This is a genomic window from Kitasatospora albolonga (assembly GCF_039535905.1).
Classification (GTDB): domain Bacteria; phylum Actinomycetota; class Actinomycetes; order Streptomycetales; family Streptomycetaceae; genus Kitasatospora; species Kitasatospora albolonga.
Genome location: NZ_BAAAYB010000159.1, coordinates 49,165 through 68,438, shown reverse-complemented (window position 1 = coordinate 68,438; position 19,274 = coordinate 49,165). Strand labels below are relative to the sequence as shown.

Here is a 19,274-nt window from a genome sequence, read left to right as displayed (position 1 = left end):
TCACGCAGGCCGGGCAGCGGGAGCTGACCGCCGGGTACGCCGCCCCGTACTTCGGGGTGATCGAGGAGGTCTGGGCGCAGCGCTCGATCGAGATCGCGATGCGGATCGTGAGCGGCTTCTTCCCGCGCTTCCAGACCGACGAGGCCACCCTGGCCGCGACCGACGCCTGGCTGGCCGGGCACCCGCAGGCCGCTCCGGCGCTGCGCCGCCTGGTGCTGGAGTGCCGGGACGACCTGGCCCGCGCCCTGCGGGCGCAGGCCGCCGACCGGGCCTAGCCGCTGGGGCTGTCTCCTCGGCGGGGTCAGATCGGGCCGCGTCGTCGGGGTGCGTGGCTCGGCGCCGCCGAGGAGGGAGTCCATGCGGAGCATCGGCGACCGACGAGAAGGTGGCGAGGTGCGTGCCCCGGCGACGCGGCCCTGGCCCTGCCGGGGAGACAGCCCCGAGCACGCCGAGGGGCCCGGTCCTTCCCGGACCGGGCCCCTCGGGTGTCGTTCGCGACTACTTCAGGGTGGCCGAGGTCAGACCGGCCTGCACCTGGCGCTGGAAGGAGAGGTACACCACCAGCACCGGCAGCATGGCGATCGTCATGCCGGCGAACAGCGCCGGGGCGTCGCTCTTGTAGCCGGACTGCAGGGCCAGGTTGACCAGGCCCTGGGCCAGCATCGAGTGGTCGGCCTCACCGGCGGTGGTGGGCTGCATCAGGGTGACCGGCAGGATGTACTGGTTCCACTGGCCCAGGATGTTGAAGATGCCGACGCTGATCAGGCCCGGCTTCGCCATCGGCACCATGACCTGGAAGAACGCCCGGGTGTGCGAGCAGCCGTCCAGCATCGCCGCCTCGTGCACCGCGCCCGGCAGGGTGCGGAAGAACGAGTACATGAAGAACACTGTGAACGGCAGCGAGTACGCGACGTACACCAGGATCAGGCCGGCGTAGCTGTTCAGGCCCAGGTACGGCGAGATCTCGCCGAGGTTGCGGACCATGAAGAACAGCGGCACCAGGGCCAGGTAGACCGGGAACATCGAGCCGGCCACGAACAGGTAGTAGATGACCCGGTTGCCCTTGAACTCGTACCGGGCCAGCACGTAGGCGGCCATCGAGCCGAGCAGCATGGTCAGGGTGACCGAGCCGGCCAGCACGATCAGCGTGTTCACGAAGAACCCGCCGATGCCCTTCTCCCAGGCCCGCCCGAAGGCGTCGAAGCCGAAGGACTCGGGCCAGCTCCAGGCGGAGCCGTTGATCTGGGCGTCGGTCTTGAAGGAGCCGAGCACCACCCAGCCGAGCGGCAGGACGATCAGGACCGCCCAGACGGCCAGGAAGCCGTGCGAGAAGACGTTGAGGACGCCGCCCTCCTCGCCGAAGCGCTTGCCGCGGTCCGGGGCGGCCTGGCCGCCGGTGCGGGTCTGACCGGGAACCTTCGCGGTCTTGTCGAGAGTCGCCATCACAGGTCCCCGCTCAGTACTCGATCTTGTCGCGCTTGGTGGCCCAGAGCGAGACGACGGTCAGGATCAGCGTGAAGAAGAAGATCACCACGCCCATGGCACAGGCGTAGCCCGCCTCGCCGTTGCGCAGGAAGCTGCGCATCAGGTAGGTCGAGATCAACTCGGAGTGGTGGTCGGGGCCACCGCCGAAGTAGGCGCCGGGGGTGATCGAGGCGACCAGCGCGAAGGCGTCCATGGCGACGATCGCCAGGTAGACCCAGGCGGTCTGGACCGTCTCCCAGAGCAGCGGGAGGGTGATCCGGAAGAAGGTCTGGCCGCGCTTGGCGCCGTCCAGCAGGGCGGCCTCGTAGATGTCCTTCGGGATGGACTGCATGGAGGCCGAGAACAGCACCAGGTAGAAGCCGACGCCGGACCAGACCAGCACCGCGAGCACGCACCACATGACCATGTCCGGGTCGGACAGCCACTGCACCGGGTCGGTGGCGGTGGCCAGGCCCAGCTTGATCAGGATGCCGTTGGCCAGGCCGCTCTGGTCGGTGCGGTAGACCGCGCCCCAGAGCACCGCGAGGATCGCGATGGAGAGCACCTGCGGGAAGAAGAAGACCACCTTGTAGAAGCCGGCCCCCTTCACGCCCTGGACGCCGCCGGTGCCGCCCTTGCCACCGACGTTGAGCATGAAGGCGAAGAACAGCGCGATCAGGATCGTCACGACGGGCAGCAGCACCAGCAGCATCAGGTTGTGCCACAGGGCGTTGCCGAAGACCTCATCACCGAAGAGCTTCGTGTAGTTGTCCAGGCCGACGAAGTTCATCTCCTGGCTCGCCCCTGACCAGTCGGTCAGGGAGTATCCGAAGGTCTGCGCGTACGGCCAGAGCACGAGGCCCACGTACAGCAGGATCGGAAGAAAGAGGAACCCCACGATGAAGGGGTACTTGCCGTGACGCATGGTCACTTCTCCTGTCCGTCAGGCGGACGCCCCGGGGGCGGTTCGGGTCCCCCGGGGCGCTGTGGTGATACCGACCGGTCAGGCGGTCTTGTTCTTGGTGGCCGACTCCTTGGCGCGCTTGATCCACTCCGCCGGAGTGATGCGCTTGGCCATCAGCTCGCCCGAGGCGTTCTGCAGGTCCTCGTCGAACTTGGAGGCGGTGTTCGGGTACTGGAAGTTGAAGGTGTTGTCACCGGCCGCCTTGATGGCGACGACGGTCGAGGCGGTGCCCGGCTTGAGCTTGACCTCGGGGCCGACGCCGTCCTTGAGGCAGGTGAGGCTGTTGGCGGTCTGGGCGAAGCTCGCCGAGGCCTCCTTGGTCAGCATCTTGCGCAGGAACTCCAGGCCGCCGGCCACGTTCTTGGCCTTGGACGGGACGATGAAGGGCTCACCGGCACCGGCGCGGATGGCCTCGAAGGGCAGCTTGTCACCGGGCAGCGACGGCATCGGCAGGAACTTCATGTCGAAGTCGGCCGGGGTGGTCGGCAGCTGCTCGTTCTCCAGCCAGGAGCCGGACGGGATGAAGGCGGCCTTGTACTGGTTCCACGCGGTCTGCGACTCGGTGTGGGTCATGCCGTTGGTGCCGGGGAGCAGGAAGTCCTTGTCGACGATCTGGAAGAACGCGTCGACCACGGTCTTGACCGCCGGGTCGTCCCAGGCGGCGGCGTCGAGGGCGTCGATCCGCTTCATGAGGTCCAGGCCGCCCTGCTTGGCGATCATGTCCATCATGACGACGTTGATGTAGTACGGGTACTTGCCCTGGTGGGCGACCGGGGCGATGCCCTTGGCCTTGATCTGCTCGCACAGGGTGATGAACTCGGCCCAGGTCTTCGGGGCGGTCCAGCCGTTGTCCTTGAAGAGCTTGCCGGAGTACCAGAAGCCCCAGACGGTGTAGACGTAGGACAGGTTGTAGACCTTGCCCTTGACCGTGCCGGACTCGATGGTGCCGGGCATCAGCACGTCACGGATCTTCTTCGACGGGTCGTCGATGTACGGCGCGTCCAGCAGCGGGGCCAGGTCGGTGAGCTGGTTGGACTCGGCGAGGACGTCCAGCTTGATCTGCTTGGCGCCCGAGTCGTCGATGACGTCCGGCGGGGAGCCGGCGTTGAAGCGCGGCTGCAGCTTGTCGGTGATGTTCTTGTCGGCCTGGTGGTTGATCTTGGCGCCCGGGAACTGCTTCGAGTACATCGCCTCGAAGGCCTTGGCGTACTCGTTGCCGTATCCACCGTCGAAGATGAAGACCTCGAGGCCGTCCGCCTCCTTGACGCCGAACGGGTTCTTGGCGTCGGACAGGTTGAAGCCGCCGGCCGCCTTGGCGCCCTTGTCGGCGCTGCCGCCGGTGCCACCGGCACAGGCGGTGAGCAGCGAGCCGCTGCCTGCCGCGAGCACGGCCACCGCGGCGGCGCGCTTGAACAGATCACGACGGTTGTACTCGGTTGCAGAGCCCATGAGTGCCCTAACCCCTCGGTGTCCAGAAGATGCGTGCAGGAGCTGACGGACCGTCAATTCCTGTCGGGTGAGGCGCGCCTAGCGGCCAAGGGGCCGGTCAGAGGCGGTTTCCGTGATGCGCAAAGGTATAGTCCACTGTTCATCTGGCGGCAATAGCCGGACTGCCCGATGTGACTCGTGGGAGCCAAAGCGTTGTCGGCGGTGCAGCATGTGCAATGTGCAGGGAGCCTGCATATTTGCCTGGCGACCCCGTCGGCAAGCAGAAATCTAGCGCGCTTGTGTTCGTTTGAACATAGAAATGCGCAGCTTCGCGCATCACAGAACAGTGACGCGCGAAGCCGCGCAGGTGGGCATCCGGACCCGGGATGACGCTACGTCAGTACTTCATGCCCTTGTCAAGGGCCTTCACCAGAGTGCCCTGGGCGTCGTCGTGGTCCAGCGCCCAGGCCATCACGCCGCCCAGGCCGGTGAGCCGGGAGTAGGCGGCCTTGGCGGTCAGCACCTCGGGGGTGTCGAAGGTGTAGAAGGTGTTCCCGTCGTACTTCCAGCTGACGCCCGAGCGCCAGTCGGTGTGCACGGCGCCCGGCAGGCCCTTCAGGTCCTTGTAGGCCACGTCGCCGCCGGAGGCGGTGGCGGGCTGGAACAGGCCGTCGCCCTTGGGGCCGGGCTGCACCCCGGTCCAGGTGTGCGAGTAGAACGGCACCCCGACCACCGTCTGCCGGGCCGGCAGGCCCTTGTCGATGTAGTGCCGGACGGCCTTGTCCGCGCTGCGCCGGACCGGCGCGGGGTCGCCCTTCACCGCGAACAGCGGGGCCTGGTTGTTGGTCGGCCCCTTGCCCTCCCACGGGCCGTGCAGGTCGTAGGTCATCAGGTTCAGCCAGTCCACCGACTTGGCCACCTGCGGCAGCTCCAGCCGGTCGGCCACCTTGTCGTTGGCCGCGACGGCCGCGGTGAGCAGGTAGTGCTTGCGGGACTTCTTCCCCAGCTCGTCCAGCTGGCGCCGGAACTCGGCCATCAGCAGGGTGAAGTTGTGGCCGTCCTCGGGGCGCGAGACGTTCCCCGGGTCGCCGTCGCCGCCCGGGTACTCCCAGTCGATGTCGATGCCGTCGAAGACGCCCAGGCCCGAGCCCGGGCCGCCCTCGGCGGAGCCCAGCTGCGGCAGGTTCCCCCTGACGTAGAGGTCCAGGCAGGAGGAGACGAAGGCCTTGCGCGAGGCGTCGGTCAGCGCGGCGTCCGAGAAGTACTTGGACCAGGTCCAGCCGCCGAGCGAGATCACGGCCTTCAGCTGGGGGTTCTTGGCCTTGAGCTTGCGCAGCTGGTTGAACGAGCCCTTGAGCGGCTGGGCGTCCGCGTCGGCCACCCCGTCCACCGACTCCTCGGCGCCGACCGGGCGCTGGTAGTCCGCCCAGGCGTCGCCGACGCCCGCCTCGTTGGCCTCGAAGCACTTGCCCTCGGCGCTGACGTTGCCGAAGGCGTAGTTGACGACGGTGAGCTTGCCGGCCTGGCCGGAGGTCTGGACGTTCTTGAACGAGAAGCCGGAGTAGACGCCCCACTGGGTGAAGTAGCCGACCCGCTGGCCCTTCAGCTGCGGTGTGCGGTCCGCGTCGTGGGCGTACGCGGCGGTGGGGGCGAGGACGGCGGCCGCCGTGACGGCCGCGAGCAGTGCAGAGGTTCGCCTGGGCATATGGGGGACCCAATCTCTGAAACAGCGTCAAATGGTCTGGACCAAGTGCTGCTTGAGAGGTGTAGTCCATTGCGGGCGAACGCACAAGGGGCCCGGACCGCTGGTGCGGTCCGGGCCCCTCGGGTTCAGCTTCGTCAGCCGTTGCTGTGCTTGATTAACCGATCAGGCTGCGCAGCACGTACTGCAGGATGCCGCCGTTGCGGTAGTAGTCCGCCTCACCGGGGGTGTCGATGCGGACGACCGCGTCGAACTCCACGTCCCCGGCCTTGACCTTGACGGTCTTCGGGGTGCGGCCCTCGTTGAGCTCGGTCACGCCGGTGAAGGAGAAGGTCTCCTCGCCGGTGAGGCCGAGGGACTCGGCGTTCTGGCCCTCCGGGAACTGCAGCGGGAGGACGCCCATGCCGATCAGGTTCGAGCGGTGGATGCGCTCGTAGGACTCGGCGATGACGGCCTTGACGCCGAGCAGCGCGGTGCCCTTGGCGGCCCAGTCGCGGGACGAGCCCGAGCCGTACTCCTTGCCCGCCAGGACGACCAGCGGGATGCCGGCGGCCTGGTAGTTCTGCGAGGCGTCGTAGATGAACGACACCGGCGCGTCGGCCTGGGTGAAGTCGCGGGTGTAGCCGCCCTCGGTGCCCTCGGCGATCTGGTTCCGCAGGCGGATGTTGGCGAAGGTGCCGCGGATCATCACCTCGTGGTTGCCACGGCGGGAACCGTACGAGTTGAAGTCGCGCTTCTCCACGCCGTTCTCGGTGAGGTACTGCGCGGCCGGGGTGCCCGGCTTGATGTTGCCGGCCGGGGAGATGTGGTCGGTGGTGACCGAGTCGCCCAGCTTGGCCAGGACGCGGGCGCCGGCGATGTCGCTCACCGGGCTCGGGGTCTTGGCCATGCCCTCGAAGTACGGGGGCTTGCGGACGTAGGTGGACTCGGCGTCCCACTCGAAGGTGTTGCCGGTCGGGACCGGGAGCGACTGCCAGCGGTGGTCGCCGGCGAAGACGTCCTGGTAGCCGTTGGCGAACATCTCCTCGTCGATGGAGCCGGCGACGGTGTCGGCGACCTCCTGCTCGGACGGCCAGATGTCGGCGAGGAAGACGTCGTTGCCGTCGGCGTCCTGGCCCAGCGCGTCGCGGGTGATGTCGACGTTCATGTTGCCGGCGAGGGCGTAGGCGACCACCAGCGGCGGGGAGGCCAGGTAGTTCATCTTGACGTCCGGGTTGATCCGGCCCTCGAAGTTGCGGTTGCCCGAGAGCACCGAGACGACCGCGAGGTCGGACTCGTTCACCGCGGCGGAGACCTCCTCGGGCAGCGGGCCCGAGTTGCCGATGCAGGTGACGCAGCCGTAGCCGACCAGGTTGAAGCCCAGCTTCTCCATGTAGGGGAGGACGCCGGCCTTCTCGTAGTAGTCCATGACGACCTTGGACCCGGGGGCCAGGGTGGTCTTGACCCACGGCTTGACCGTGAGGCCCTTCTCGACGGCCTTCTTCGCCAGCAGGGCGGCGCCCAGCATGACGGAGGGGTTCGAGGTGTTGGTGCAGGAGGTGATCGAGGCGATCACGACCGCGCCGTTGTCGATCTGGTACTCGGACCCGTCGGGGGCGGTCACCGAGGTCGGCTTGCTGGCCTCGGCGGAGTACGCCGGGAGGGCCTCGGCGAACTTGCCCGCGGCCTCGGCCAGGATCACGCGGTCCTGCGGGCGCTTCGGGCCGGAGATCGACGGGACGACGGTGGAGACGTCCAGCTCGAGGTACTCGGAGTAGACCGGCTCGTGGGCCGGGTTGTGCCAGAGGCCCTGCTCCTTGGCGTACGCCTCGACCAGGGCGAGCTGCTGCTCGTCGCGGCCGGTGAGCTTCAGGTAGTTGATGGTCTCGGCGTCGATCGGGAAGATCGCACAGGTCGAGCCGAACTCCGGCGACATGTTGCCGATGGTGGCGCGGTTGGCCAGCGGGATGGAGCCGATGCCGTCGCCGTAGAACTCGACGAACTTGCCGACCACACCGTGCTTGCGCAGCATCTCGGTGATGGTGAGCACCAGGTCGGTGGCGGTGGTGCCGGCCGGCAGCTCGCCGGTCAGCTTGAAGCCGACCACGCGCGGGATCAGCATGGAGACCGGCTGGCCGAGCATCGCAGCCTCGGCCTCGATGCCGCCGACCCCCCAGCCCAGCACGCCCAGGCCGTTGACCATGGTGGTGTGCGAGTCGGTGCCGACGCAGGTGTCGGGGTACGCCTGGCCGCCGCGGACCATGACGGTGCGGGCCAGGTGCTCGATGTTGACCTGGTGGACGATGCCGGTGCCGGGCGGGACGACCTTGAACTCGTCGAACGCGGTCTGGCCCCAGCGCAGGAACTGGTAGCGCTCCTTGTTGCGGCCGTACTCGATCTCGACGTTCTGGACGAAGGCGTCCGGGGTGCCGAACTTGTCCGCGATGACGGAGTGGTCGATGACCAGCTCGGCCGGGGCGAGCGGGTTGATCTTCGCCGGGTCGCCGCCCAGCTCCTTCACGGCCTCGCGCATGGTGGCCAGGTCGACCACGCAGGGCACGCCGGTGAAGTCCTGCATGATCACGCGGGCCGGGGTGAACTGGATCTCCTGGCTCGGCTGGGCGTTCTCGTCCCAGTTGCCGAGCGCGCGGATGTGGTCGGCGGTGATGTTCGCGCCGTCCTCCGTGCGGAGCAGGTTCTCCAGCAGGACCTTGAGGCTGTACGGCAGCCGCTCGGCACCCTCGACGGCGGAGAGCTTGAAGATCTCGTACGACTCGTCGCCCACCTGCAGCGAGCTGCGGGCGTCGAAGCTGTTCGCGGACACGACTGACTCCTTCTGGTCCTTCTGGATCCACCCGGTGGTAAGGTGACCCTAACTTGGGCCTGGCCGCCACCTTGGGAGGCGTACGCCTCTCGGCAAGTATCTTGACGTCAAGATAGACCCTAGCGCGGAGTTATCTCGATGTCGAGATAAACCATAGTGCATGGGTGCGCCGTCTCCACGTCAGGCATGCCCCTATCTGACAGCCGTCCTTGAGCACCTGTCCAAAGTTCCGCTCGGACCGCCCTCACACAACATCAGGTCACCTTCGCCGGAGCCGTAACGCGGCCCGGGCGCTCGGGCGTCTGGGTATCGGCTGCCTCGCACCGGGCGGGGCCGGTACGGGGGAGGCGCCTTGCTCGGGAGCAGCCGGCGGTCCGAGAAGAGACTGCGGGAGTTCGAGGAGTTCGCCCAGCACAGGGGCGGCGCGCTGTTCCGCACCGCGCTGCTGCTCTGCGGCGACTGGCACCTCGCGGAGGACCTGACCCAGACCGCGCTGGCCCGCATCCACGCCTCCTGGGGACGGGTCCGCCGGGCCGACTCCCCCGAGGCGTACGCGCGCAGCGTCCTGATGCGCTGCTTCCTGTCGCACCGTCGGCTCAAGCGGTCCGGCGAACGGCCCTCGCTCGGCGAGCTGCCCGAACCGCCCGCCGCACCGGACGGTGACCCGGCCCTGCGGGTCACCCTCCTCGCCGCCCTGGCCCAACTCCCGCCGCGGGACCGGGCCGTGCTGGTGCTCCGGTACTGGGAGGACCGCAGCGTCGAGGAGACCGCCGCCGAGCTTCAGCTCCGGCCGGGCGCCGTCCGCAGCCAGTGCCTGCGGGCGCTGGGGCGGCTGCGCACCGCGCTCGGGCCGCTCGACCAGCTCTCCGCGCCGTGAACCGGGGCGTCGACCGGGACATCAGCCGGGACGTCAGCCGGGGCGGCGGCAGCCGTGTCCGTACCGCATTCGACCAGTCCGATCCGAGGGGATGTCAGATGGAACCGAAGGACGTGCAGAAGGTGTTCGGCGACGCGGTGGGGGACGCCGCGCCGGACCTGGGGCCGCTGATCGCCGGGGCGGCGCGGGAAGGGGCGGCGCTCCGGAGGCGGCGGGCCTTCGGGGTGGCCGGCGCCACGGCGGTCGTGGCGGTGTTGGCCGTCGGCGGGGCGCTGACCGTCACCCCGGGGCCGGGCGAGCCCGCCGACGGAACCCGCGTGGCGTTGACGGCGGCAAGTGGCGGTACCCCGGCGACCGCTGCCGGACAGGTCCCGCTCACCGGACAGGCGGCCGTCCTGAACCTGGCCCGGCTGGTCCCCGTCGCACTGACGCACGGCGACTACACCGGGCGGGACCTCCTGCCCGGCACGGCCCAGCCCGAGGCCCGCGGGGAGCTCACCGTCCGGACCGACGCGGGCACCGCCCGGATCGGGATGGCCCTGACCCCGGACTTCTCCCCCACCGCCGGGAAGCCGGGGGTGCCGGGTACCGACGGCGACGTCTTCGACTGCGCGAACCGCGGGCCCCAGCTCGTCTGCCGGAGCTCCACCCGGCCGGACGGCAGCCGGCTGCTGGTGTGGGAGAGCCGGGTCGGTGAGGACGTGCAGCGTGGCGCCGACCTGCTGCGCGCCGACCGCGTGCGGGTTTCCGCATCCAGCAACAGCGTGATGGACCGTCAGCGGGAGAAGCGGCTCGCGGGACCGCCGATGAGTCTGGAGCAGTTGGAGGCGGTCGTGCTCAGCCCGTCCTGGACCACCACGATCAGCGCGGAGCAGGCCGCGCGGGCGGCCGCCGAGATCAAGGTGTACACCGACGGCCGGGCGACCCTCGCCCCGAAGGCCGGCTGAGGCCCTCCCGCCCGGGGGCATCGGCGGGCCCCTCGTATCGGCGGGCCCCTCGTACGGGTGACTTCGGCGGGTCCCGGTGAGTGCCGGGCGGGGCGGAGCGGGATCAACTGGCAGCTTGGGGGCGGACGTCCGCCCCGAGAGCCGAGAGGCCCCGCCATGCCCGCCGCCCCTGCCCTGGCCGCGCTCGCGCTGCTGCCCGCCACCGTCCTGCCGTGCACCACGGTGGAGGCGGCCTTCGACCGGCCGGACGGGATCGTGCCCGCCACCGCCGTGAGCTTCGCGCCGGAGGCCGTGCCCTACGGCGCCGCCGTGCGGGTGGTGGTGGAGCGCGCCGGCGGCACCACCACCGTGTCCGTGGAGGTGGACGGACTGACGCCCGGTCACACCTACCCCGTGCACGCGCACGTGCGGGGCTGCGGCACCGCGCCCGGCGACGCGGGCCCGCACTACCAGGACCGGGCCGACCCGGTGCAGCCCTCCACCGACCCGGCCTACGCCAACGACCGCAACGAGCTCTGGCTCACCTTGCGCACCGACGAGCACGGCCGGGCGGCGGCCCGCTCCACCGTGGCCTGGGAGTTCCGCCCGGGCGGGGCCGGGTCGCTGGTGCTGCACGCCGGGCAGGACGGGCAGGGGCACTCGCTGGCGCAGCGGGTGGGCTGCGTCAACGTGGACTTCTGACGCTCCCCACCCGCCTGCGCTTCTGCCCGCCCGCCCTTCTGCCCTGCCGCCAGTCCTGCCGCCCGTCCCGAAGGGGCGTCAGGAGCCGAGGGTGGCCACCAGGACGGCCTTGATGGTGTGGAGGCGGTTCTCCGACTGGTCGAAGACCACCGAGTGGTGGGACTCGAAGACCTCGTCGGTGACCTCCAGCTCGGACATGCCGGTGGCCGCGTGGATCTGCCGGCCGACCTCGGTGCCCAGGTCATGGAAGGCCGGGAGGCAGTGCAGGAACTTGACCTTCGGGTTCCCGGTGGCCTTGATGGTGTCCATCGAGACCTGGTACGGCTTCAGCAGCTCGACCCGCTCGGCCCAGACCTCCTTGGGCTCGCCCATCGAGACCCAGACGTCGGTGTAGAGGAAGTCGGCCCCGGCCACGCCCGCCGCCACGTCCTCGGTGAGGGTGATCCGGGCCCCGCTGGCCCCGGCCAGCTCCCGGGCCGCCTGCTGCACCTCCTCGCTCGGCCAGAGCTGCTTGGGCGCGACGATCCGGATGTCCATCCCGAGCAGGGCACCGGTGACGAGCAGTGAGTTCCCCATGTTGAAGCGGGCGTCACCGAGGTAGACCAGGGTGGTCCGCTCCAGCGGCTCGGTGGTGTGCTCGGTGATGGTCAGCACGTCGGCCAGCGCCTGGGTCGGGTGCCACTCGTCGGTCAGGCCGTTCCACACCGGGACGCCGGCGAACTCGGCCAGCTCCTCGACCAGCACCTGGCCGTGGCCCCGGTACTGGATGCCGTCGAACATCCGGCCCAGCACCCGGGCGGTGTCCTTGATCGACTCCTTGTGGCCGAGCTGCGAGCCGGAGGGGTCGAGGTAGGTGGTGGTGGCGCCCTGGTCGTGGGCGGCCACCTCGAAGGCGCAGCGGGTGCGGGTGGAGGTCTTCTCGAAGACCAGCGCGATGTTCTTGCCGACCAGGCGGCGCTGCTCCGTCCCCGCGTACTTGGCGGCCTTGAGCTGGGCGGACAGGTCGATCAGGAAGCGGAACTCCTGAGCGGTGAAGTCCAGCTCCTTGAGGAAGTGCCGGTTACGGAGGTTGAAGGCCATGCCGGGCTCCTGGGTTGCTGCGGGGACAGTGAGATGGGAAGTGTATACGACTCCCTGAATTTCTATGCATCGATGGAGAGGTGAGTCCGGGCCGGGGCCACCACCCGTGACGGCGGTGGCCCCGACGGACCGTCAGAGCCGGGGGTCGACCGGCTCCGACTCCAGCGCGAGGACGGCGAAGACCGCCTCGTGCACCCGCCAGAGCGGCTCCCCCGCCGCCAGGCGGTCCAGCGCCTCCAGACCGAGCGCGTACTCGCGCAGGGCCAGCGAGCGCTTGTGGCCGAGCGAGCGCTGACGCAGCTGGTCGAGGTGCTCGGTGTAGTCCGGGCCGTAGATGATCCGCAGGTACTCCCGGCCGCGGACCTTGACGCCGGGCTGGACCAGGCGGCCGCCACCGGCGGTCTCCCCCGGGCCGGCCCCGGCGTCCTCGGTCCGCTGCCCGTCCTCGGCCCGCTGCCCGTCCTCGTCCTCGCCCGCGCGGGGGCGACCGTCGCCGCGGACCAGGGAGGCCAGCGGCTTCACCACCATGCCCTCGCCGCCGGCGGCGGTCAGCTCCTCCCACCAGGCGGTGCCGGCCGCGACCGAGGCCTCGTCGGCGGTGTCCACCAGCAGACGGCCGGTGTGCCGCAGGACCGGGGCGTCCTGGTCGTCCGCCTCGACCAGGCGGTCGATCCAGGCCAGGTGCCGGTCGTGCGGGAGGGTGGCGAGGTTGGCCCCCTCCGCCGCCAGCACCTGGAAGGGGGCCAGCCGCAGACCGGTGAGCCCCTCCGTCGGCCAGCAGTAGCGGCGGTAGGACTCGACGAAGGCCTCGGCGTCCGCCGCGCGCCGGCGCTGACGGGCGGTCAGCCCGGCCAGCGGCAGGCCACGGGCCTCCCCCGCCTCCAGGGCGGCGATCACCTGCGGCAGCGCCGAACCGGCGGCCGCGCCGACCGCCGCGTACTGACGGCGCAGCAGCTCGACGGCCTTGAGCGACCAGGGCATCAGCTCGGCGTCCAGCAGCAGCCAGTCGGTCGCCAGCTCCTCGAACAGCCCGGCCCGCTCGGCCGCCGTGCGCAGGCGGTCGAGCACCGCGCCGGTCAGCTCCTCGTCGGCCAGGAAGGCCCGGCCCGTCCTGGTCCAGATCGCGCCGGGGCCCTCGACCCCGAAGCGCTTCTCCAGCGCCGCCCCGTCCCTGGCGAGCAGCACCACGGCCCGCGAGCCCATGTGCTTCTCCTCGCAGACCACCTGCCGGACGCCGGCCGAGCGGTAGGCGGCGAAGGCCTCGTCGGGGTGCTCCAGGTAGCCCTCCCGGCGGGAGGTGGCGACCGGTGCCATGGTCGGCGGCAGGTAGGCGAGCAGCCGCGGGTCGAGCGCGAAGCGGCTCATCACCTCCAGCGCAGCGGCCGCGTTCTCCTCCCGGACCGAGACCCGGCCGTGGTGGGCGGTCTCCACCACCCGACGGCCCGTCACGTCCGCCAGGTCGAGCGGGCGTCCCTCCCGGGCGCCCGGGGCGTCGGTGCGCATCGGGCGCACCGGGGCGTACCACTCCTGCTCGGCCGGGACGGAGACGACCTCCCGCTCCGGGTAGCGCAGCGCGGTCAGGCTGCCGCCGAAGACGCAGCCGGTGTCCAGGCAGATGGTGTTGTTGAGGAAGCTCGCGGTCGGCACCGGGGTGTGGCCGTAGACCACCAGGGCCTTGCCCCGGTACTCCTCCGCCCACGGGTAGCGGACCGGCAGGCCGTACTCGTCGGTCTCGCCGGTGGTGTCGCCGTACAGGGCGTGCGAGCGGACCCGGCCGGAGTTGCGGCCGTGGTACTTCTCCGGCAGACCGGCGTGGCAGACCACCAGCCGGCCCTCGTCCAGCAGGTAGTGGCTGACCAGGCCGCGCATGAAGGCCCGCGCCTCGGCGCGGAACTCCTCGGTCTCCTCCGCCAGCTGGTCGATGCTCTCCTGGAGGCCGTAGGAGACGGTGACCTTGCGGCCGTCCATCCAGCGGCCGAGCTTGTTCTCGTGGTTGCCGGGCACGCAGAGCGCGTGGCCCGCGCCGACCATGCCCATCACCAGGCGGAGCACGCCCGGGCTGTCCGGGCCGCGGTCGACCAGGTCACCGACGAAGACGGCGGTGCGGCCCTCGGGGTGGACGGCGTCCACCGGGCGGCCCTGCCCGTCCCGGGTGAGCCGGTAGCCGAGGGTGGTGAGCAGGGTCTCCAGCTCGGAGCGGCAGCCGTGGACGTCACCGATGACGTCGAACGGGCCGCTGAGGTGCCGCAGGTCGTTGTAGCGCTTCTCGGTGCGGATCTCGGCCGCCTCGACCTCCGCCTCGCCGCGCAGGACGTGCACCTTGCGGAAGCCCTCGCGCTCCAGCCCGCGCAGCGAGCGGCGCAGCTCGCGCTGCTGACGGGGGATCACGTGCGCGGGCAGCTGCCGGTCCGGGCGGGTGCGGTTGCGCTCGGCGCAGACGCCCTCCGGCACGTCCAGCACGATGGCGATCGGCAGGACGTCGTGGTCCCGGGCGATCTTGATCAGCTGGCGGCGCGCCTCGGCCTGGACGTTGGTGGCGTCCACCACGGTGCGGCGGCCGGCCGCCAGCCGCTTGCCGACGATGTAGTGGAGCACGTCGAAGGCGTCGGCCGAGGCGGACTGGTCGTTCTCGTCGTCGGCGACCAGACCCCGGCAGAAGTCCGAGGAGACCACCTCGGTCGGGCGGAAGTGACGGCGGGCGAAGGTCGACTTGCCGGAGCCGCTGGAGCCGATCAGGACTACCAGCGAGACGTCGGTGACCGGGAGGGAGCGGACGCGCGGCTGCTCGTCATCGGGGGTGTCGGTGCGGTTCTGGGTGGTCATCAGGCAGCGCTCCTCTCGTGGGAGTCGGTGGTGGTCGGTGCGGTGTCGTCGCGGCGGAACAGGGCGAGCTGGGTCGGCGCGCCGACCTCCTCGTCCAGCGGACCCACCGGACGGACGGTGACGGTGTACCCGTAGTCGGCGGCCACCTTCCCGGCCCAGGCCAGGAACTCCGCCCTGTCCCACTCGAAGCGGTGGTCGGCGTGCCGGACGTGGCCGGCCGGCAGCGTCTCCCAGCGGACGTTGTACTCGACGTTCGGCGTGGTCACCACGACCGCGCCGGGGCGGGCCGCGCCGAACACCGCGTACTCCAGCGCGGGCAGCCGGGGCAGGTCGAGGTGCTCGATCACCTCGGAGAGGACCGCCGCGTCGTAGCCCTTCAGCCGGGCGTCGGTGTAGGTGAGCGCGCCCTGGACCAGCCCGACCCGGGCGGCCTGACGCTCCGACATCCGGTCCAGCCGGAGCTTGCGGGCCGCCGCCGACAGGGCGCGGGAGGACACGTCCACCCCGAGCACCTCGGTGACCGCCGGGTCCTTGAGCAGCTCGGCCACCAACTCGCCCTGGCCGCAGCCGAGGTCGAGCACCCGGGCCGCACCGGTCTCGCGCAGGGCGGCCAGGATCGCCTCCCGGCGCAGTACCGCCAGGCCGACCGGCTTGGCGCTCTCCTCCGGCGAGCCCGGAGCCTCGGAGGCGTCCGCGGTGCCGGCCCCCTCCGGGCCGTCGTCCACCGCGTTGTCGAGCTCCTCCGCCTCTCGGTCGTCCGCCTCGGCCAGCCGGGCCAGCTCCAGGCGCTCCATCGCCACCCTGGTCAGCGACCAGCGGCGGGCCAGGTACCGACGGGTGATCAGGCCGAGCTCCGGGTGGGCCCCGAGCCAGCCCTCGCCCGCCGCGAGCAGCTTGTCCACCTCGTCGGGAGCGACCCAGTAGTGCTTCGAGCCGTCCAGCACCGGCAGCAGCACGTACAGCTGCTGGAGCGCGTCGGCCAGCCGCAGCTCCGCCGTCAGCTCCACCCGGACGTAGCGGGACGCGCCCCACTCCGGGAAGGCCTCGTCCAGCGGGATCGCCTCCGCCTCGACCTGCCAGCCGAGCGGCTCGAACAGGCGGCGCACCATGGCCGGGCCACCGCCCTCGCCAGCGCCGTTGGCCGGCACGGCGGGCAGCGCGATCCGCAGCGGCCGGGGCTGCTCGGCCAGGCCGGGGCGCAGCTCGCAGACGCCCTTCATCGCCGTCCGGAAGACCGTGCGCAACGCGACCGCGAGCAGCGAGGAGGCGGCGTAGGGGCGGTCGTTGACGTACTGGGCCAGGGCGAAGTCGGGCGACCCCGAGCGGCCCTTGCCGCGGCCCTTGCGGACCAGCGCGACCGGGTCGACGTCCAGCAGCATCACCGCCGTGCACGACCGCTCGCCCGCTTCTGGGTAGAAGACGTGGGCCTCGCCGTGCGACGTCGAGAACTGCTGCACCTTGTCGGGGTGCTTGTGGAGCAGAAAGCCCAGGTCGGAAGCCGGGCGTTCGGCCGTTCCTGTGGTGGAGATCGAGATGAACACCCGTCCGAGTATCGCCGAGGCCCGGCCGGGCCGACACCGGGTTTTCCCCGGGTGACCAGCGGGGACGCACGACCTGTCCGGTCGGTGAGCGTGTTCGTCAGGGCGGGGGGCGATTCGTTAACGTGCTCGATGTGACTGCTGAAACCTCCACCCTCGCAAGCGGTGCCCTCGCCGTCGGTCTGGCGACCGTCGCCGAGGACGGCACCATCCTCGACACCTGGTACCCGGCCCCGGAGCTGGCCGACGCCCCCGGCCCGTCCGGGACCGTCCGGCTGACCGCCGAGGAGGCCGACGCCGCCCTCGGCCAGGGCGCGGCCGAGGCGCTGCGCACCGACGCCCGCCGCGGCGTCGAGGTGATCGCGGTGCGCACCACCATCTCCTCGCTGGACGAGAAGCCGGTGGACGCGCACGACGCCTACCTGCGCCTGCACCTGCTGAGCCACCGTCTGGTCAAGCCGCACGGCCAGAACCTGGACGGCATCTTCGGCCTGCTGGCCAACGTCGCCTGGACCAGCATCGGCCCGGTGCCGGTGGACCTGGTCGAGCGCGCCCGGCTCGCCGTCCGCGCGCAGGGCGGGCAGCTGGCCGTGTACGGGATCGACAAGTTCCCCCGGATGACCGACTACGTGGCGCCGAGCGGCGTCCGGATCGCCCACGCGGACCGTGTCCGCCTCGGCGCGCACCTGGCCGTCGGTACCACCGTGATGCACGAGGGCTTCGTCAACTTCAACGCCGGCACCCTGGGCACCTCGATGGTGGAGGGCCGGATCAGCGCGGGCGTCGTGGTCGGCGACCACAGCGACATCGGCGGCGGCGCCTCGATCATGGGCACCCTGTCGGGCGGCGGCAAGCAGGTCGTCTCGGTCGGCGAGCGCTGCCTGCTCGGCGCCAACGCCGGCATCGGCATCTCGCTGGGCAGCGACTGCGTGGTGGAGGCCGGTCTGTACGTGACCGCCGGCACCCGCGTCACCACCCCGGACGGCAAGGTCGCCAAGGCGGTCGAGCTCTCCGGCCAGGACAACCTGCTGTTCCGTCGCAACTCGCAGACCGGTGCGGTCGAGGTGATCGCGCGGTCCGGCTCGTGGGGCGGCCTCAACGCCGAGCTGCACGCGCACAACTGACCTCCGGTCAGGATCGGCCGCCGACGGGCGCGGCACCGGGACTCCCGGTGCCGCGCCCGCGTCGTTCCCGAGCGCGTCGTTCCCGAGCGCGTCGTCCCCGACCCCGGCAGCCGGCCCCCGGTAGCCGAGCGGCGGGCCCGGCCGCAAACCGGGATCACCCCTGGGGCTGACCGCGGGCGGGTGTTGGACCTCTACGAGTGGTCTGCGGTGACCGGGCTCCGGCCGGGTTCGTTGGACCCGCGGGGCCGCTTGCCCGAGCGGTGGCCCCGCCACCGACATCCGTCGGGTCACACCGCACTACCGAGCTGAAGGGGTCCGCTCATGTCCGAGCCCTGGTCCGAGGCACCCACCGCACCACAGCAGACCACGCCCGCCCCGGCCGCAGCGCCGATGAGCCTGCTGGAGCAGATGCAGCGGCTGCTGGCCGACCTGAACGCCGACCTCGCCGGACTGGACGCCGATCTGCAGTCCTCCGCCGACCGCGCCGAGGCCCGCCGCCGACCGGACGACCTCTCGACGGACGCCGCCGCCCGGGGCTGACCGTCGCGCGCCGCGACCGGCGGCCCCAGCGGTACGACCAAGGTCGGCACCCCCTGGCTCCCCGTCGGTCCGGCCCCGCCGTCCCCCGCCTGACCGCCGATCGCCCGCACCGGGCCGGGCTCCGACTCCGACGCCGGCTCCGGCTCCGACGCCGGCCCTGGCTCCGGCATCTCTCCCGGGGGCACCGCGCCCGTGGCCACCGCATCCACCGGACCGGCCGCACCCACCCCCACCGGGCCCGAGGTCTCCGGCATCCGGCGACGGACCGCCCGGAGCAGCTCGGCCACCGTGTCCTTGCACTCGGCCCCGGCGTCCACCCCGTCGATGCAGCGCCAGTAGAGGCCCTCCTCGTCCGCCCCGCAGGCCAGCACCACCAGCGCCTCGGCCATCTCGTGGAGCAGCAGCGCCAGCTCGGTGAGCACCGGCCCCGCCTCGCCCAGCTCGTCCAGCCGGGAGGCCCGCCCGTTCCCTCCCCAGTCCGCCCGGTGCCACTCCTGGTCCCCTCCCGACTGGTCCCCGCCCGAACGGTCCCCTCCCGAACGGTCCCCGCCGGCCCGGGCACCGCCCTCGGCCGGCCCCGGCAGCTCCAGGCAGCCGACCGCGTGCGCGCCGGCGTCGCAGAGCAGCTGCCCGAGCGGGGCCAGCTCGCCGTCCCCCTGGCCGGCGATGCCGGCCCCGACCGCCTCGGTGAGCAGGGCCGCCTGCCAGGCCTCCGCCAGCACGTCCGGCACGCTCCTGGCCTCCGCCAGGGCGTGCCGAGTGGTCTTGATCAATCGCAGCGCGTCCATCCCGGCCGCTCCCCTCGCTCGCGTGGGACCGCACCGCCGTGGCTGACGGTGCGTCACGCGGCAAGACTGCGACGGGCGGCGGCCGGACGGCCGGAAGTCGCCCCGCCCTGTGGACAACCGCCCCCTGTGGACAACGCGTGTCACCCGCACGGGCGACCACGGACGACCACGGGCGGCCTCGGGCCCCGCGCTCAGACCGGGAAGCGGACCTCGTTGCGCTCGATCTTCGCCGCGAGGGCGGCCGCCGGATCCACGCCGACGGCGCTGCAGAACTGGAGCAGGTAGGCGAGCACGTCGGCCACCTCGTCCCGGACCCGGTGCGCGCGCTCCGGCTCGGCCATCACCGTCTCGGCCTGTTCGGGCGTCAACCACTGGAAGATCTCCAGCAGTTCGCCCGCCTCCACGGTGAGCGCGGCGGCCAGGTTCTTCGGGGTGTGGAAGGGCCCCCAGCCCCGCGCCGCCGCGAAGTCGGCGAGCCGCTGCTGGAGCTCGTCCAGGGTGTTGTCGGTCGTCAT

General features: G+C 71.5%; 14 protein-coding genes and 1 pseudogene. 5 read left to right on the top strand and 10 right to left on the bottom strand.

The genetic code is table 11. The features are described from left to right. Positions 1-275, top strand: a pseudogene (locus tag ABD946_RS41510) (ERAP1-like C-terminal domain-containing protein); the annotation flags it as partial. A 223-nt stretch (positions 276-498) separates the two neighbouring features. On the opposite strand, the gene ABD946_RS41505 reads toward ABD946_RS41510, so the two are convergent. From ABD946_RS41505 to acnA, 5 genes are all read right to left on the bottom strand, one after another. Further along, a complete protein-coding gene (locus ABD946_RS41505) occupies positions 499-1,443 on the bottom strand; it encodes a carbohydrate ABC transporter permease (RefSeq protein WP_345290903.1) in 945 nt (314 codons plus the stop codon). Between the two features lie 13 nt (positions 1,444-1,456). After that, positions 1,457-2,389 carry a carbohydrate ABC transporter permease gene (locus tag ABD946_RS41500; protein WP_345290902.1) on the bottom strand — a complete coding sequence of 311 codons (933 nt, stop codon included), beginning with the start codon at positions 2,387-2,389 and terminating at the stop codon, positions 1,457-1,459. Between the two features lie 78 nt (positions 2,390-2,467). Further along, positions 2,468-3,877, bottom strand: coding sequence for an N-acetylglucosamine/diacetylchitobiose ABC transporter substrate-binding protein (ngcE, locus tag ABD946_RS41495; RefSeq protein WP_345290901.1), 1,410 nt, complete (start codon positions 3,875-3,877; stop codon positions 2,468-2,470). A gap of 376 nt (positions 3,878-4,253) precedes the next feature. Continuing rightward, positions 4,254-5,561, bottom strand: a complete 1,308-nt coding sequence (locus ABD946_RS41490; RefSeq protein ID WP_345290900.1) for a glycoside hydrolase family 18 protein — start codon at positions 5,559-5,561, stop codon at positions 4,254-4,256. A 154-nt stretch (positions 5,562-5,715) separates the two neighbouring features. Next, positions 5,716-8,361: an aconitate hydratase AcnA gene (acnA, locus tag ABD946_RS41485; protein WP_345290899.1), complete on the bottom strand. Its 2,646-nt coding sequence runs from the start codon at positions 8,359-8,361 to the stop codon at positions 5,716-5,718. 352 nt (positions 8,362-8,713) lie between these two features. On the opposite strand from acnA, the gene ABD946_RS41480 reads away from it, so the two are divergent. The 3 genes from ABD946_RS41480 to ABD946_RS41470 all read left to right on the top strand — a co-directional run bounded on the left by ABD946_RS41480 (position 8,714) and on the right by ABD946_RS41470 (position 10,866). After that, positions 8,714-9,238: a SigE family RNA polymerase sigma factor gene (locus ABD946_RS41480; protein WP_345290898.1), complete on the top strand. Its 525-nt coding sequence runs from the start codon at positions 8,714-8,716 to the stop codon at positions 9,236-9,238. Between the two features lie 98 nt (positions 9,239-9,336). Beyond that, positions 9,337-10,185: a hypothetical protein gene (locus tag ABD946_RS41475; protein WP_345290897.1), complete on the top strand. Its 849-nt coding sequence runs from the start codon at positions 9,337-9,339 to the stop codon at positions 10,183-10,185. 156 nt (positions 10,186-10,341) lie between these two features. Continuing rightward, entirely contained in the window at positions 10,342-10,866 is a 525-nt protein-coding gene (locus ABD946_RS41470; RefSeq protein ID WP_345290896.1) for a superoxide dismutase family protein, read from the top strand. Between the two features lie 78 nt (positions 10,867-10,944). Here ABD946_RS41470 and argF read toward each other — a convergent pair whose 3' ends face one another. From argF to ABD946_RS41455, 3 genes are all read right to left on the bottom strand, one after another. Continuing rightward, entirely contained in the window at positions 10,945-11,946 is a 1,002-nt protein-coding gene (argF, locus tag ABD946_RS41465; RefSeq protein WP_345290895.1) for an ornithine carbamoyltransferase, read from the bottom strand. A 132-nt stretch (positions 11,947-12,078) separates the two neighbouring features. Beyond that, entirely contained in the window at positions 12,079-14,769 is a 2,691-nt protein-coding gene (locus tag ABD946_RS41460; RefSeq protein WP_345290894.1) for a polynucleotide kinase-phosphatase, read from the bottom strand. Further along, the gene (locus tag ABD946_RS41455) at positions 14,769-16,310 is read right to left on the bottom strand and encodes a 3' terminal RNA ribose 2'-O-methyltransferase Hen1 (RefSeq protein ID WP_345290893.1); all 1,542 of its coding nucleotides are present in this window, start codon (positions 16,308-16,310) and stop codon (positions 14,769-14,771) included. Before ABD946_RS41455 ends, ABD946_RS41460 begins: the two co-directional genes overlap by 1 nt. 131 nt (positions 16,311-16,441) lie before the next feature. Here ABD946_RS41455 and dapD point away from each other — a divergent pair, with 131 nt between their 5' ends. Further along, on the top strand, positions 16,442-17,431 hold the full coding sequence (dapD, locus tag ABD946_RS41450) for a 2,3,4,5-tetrahydropyridine-2,6-dicarboxylate N-succinyltransferase (RefSeq protein ID WP_380149970.1): 990 nt from the start codon (positions 16,442-16,444) through the stop codon (positions 17,429-17,431). Between the two features lie 287 nt (positions 17,432-17,718). Here the strand turns inward: dapD and ABD946_RS41445 are convergent, their stop codons facing one another. Both ABD946_RS41445 and ABD946_RS41440 read right to left on the bottom strand, forming a co-directional pair. After that, positions 17,719-18,759, bottom strand: a complete 1,041-nt coding sequence (locus tag ABD946_RS41445; protein ID WP_345290891.1) for a DUF6099 family protein — start codon at positions 18,757-18,759, stop codon at positions 17,719-17,721. Between the two features lie 191 nt (positions 18,760-18,950). After that, entirely contained in the window at positions 18,951-19,274 is a 324-nt protein-coding gene (locus tag ABD946_RS41440; protein WP_345290890.1) for a nucleotide pyrophosphohydrolase, read from the bottom strand.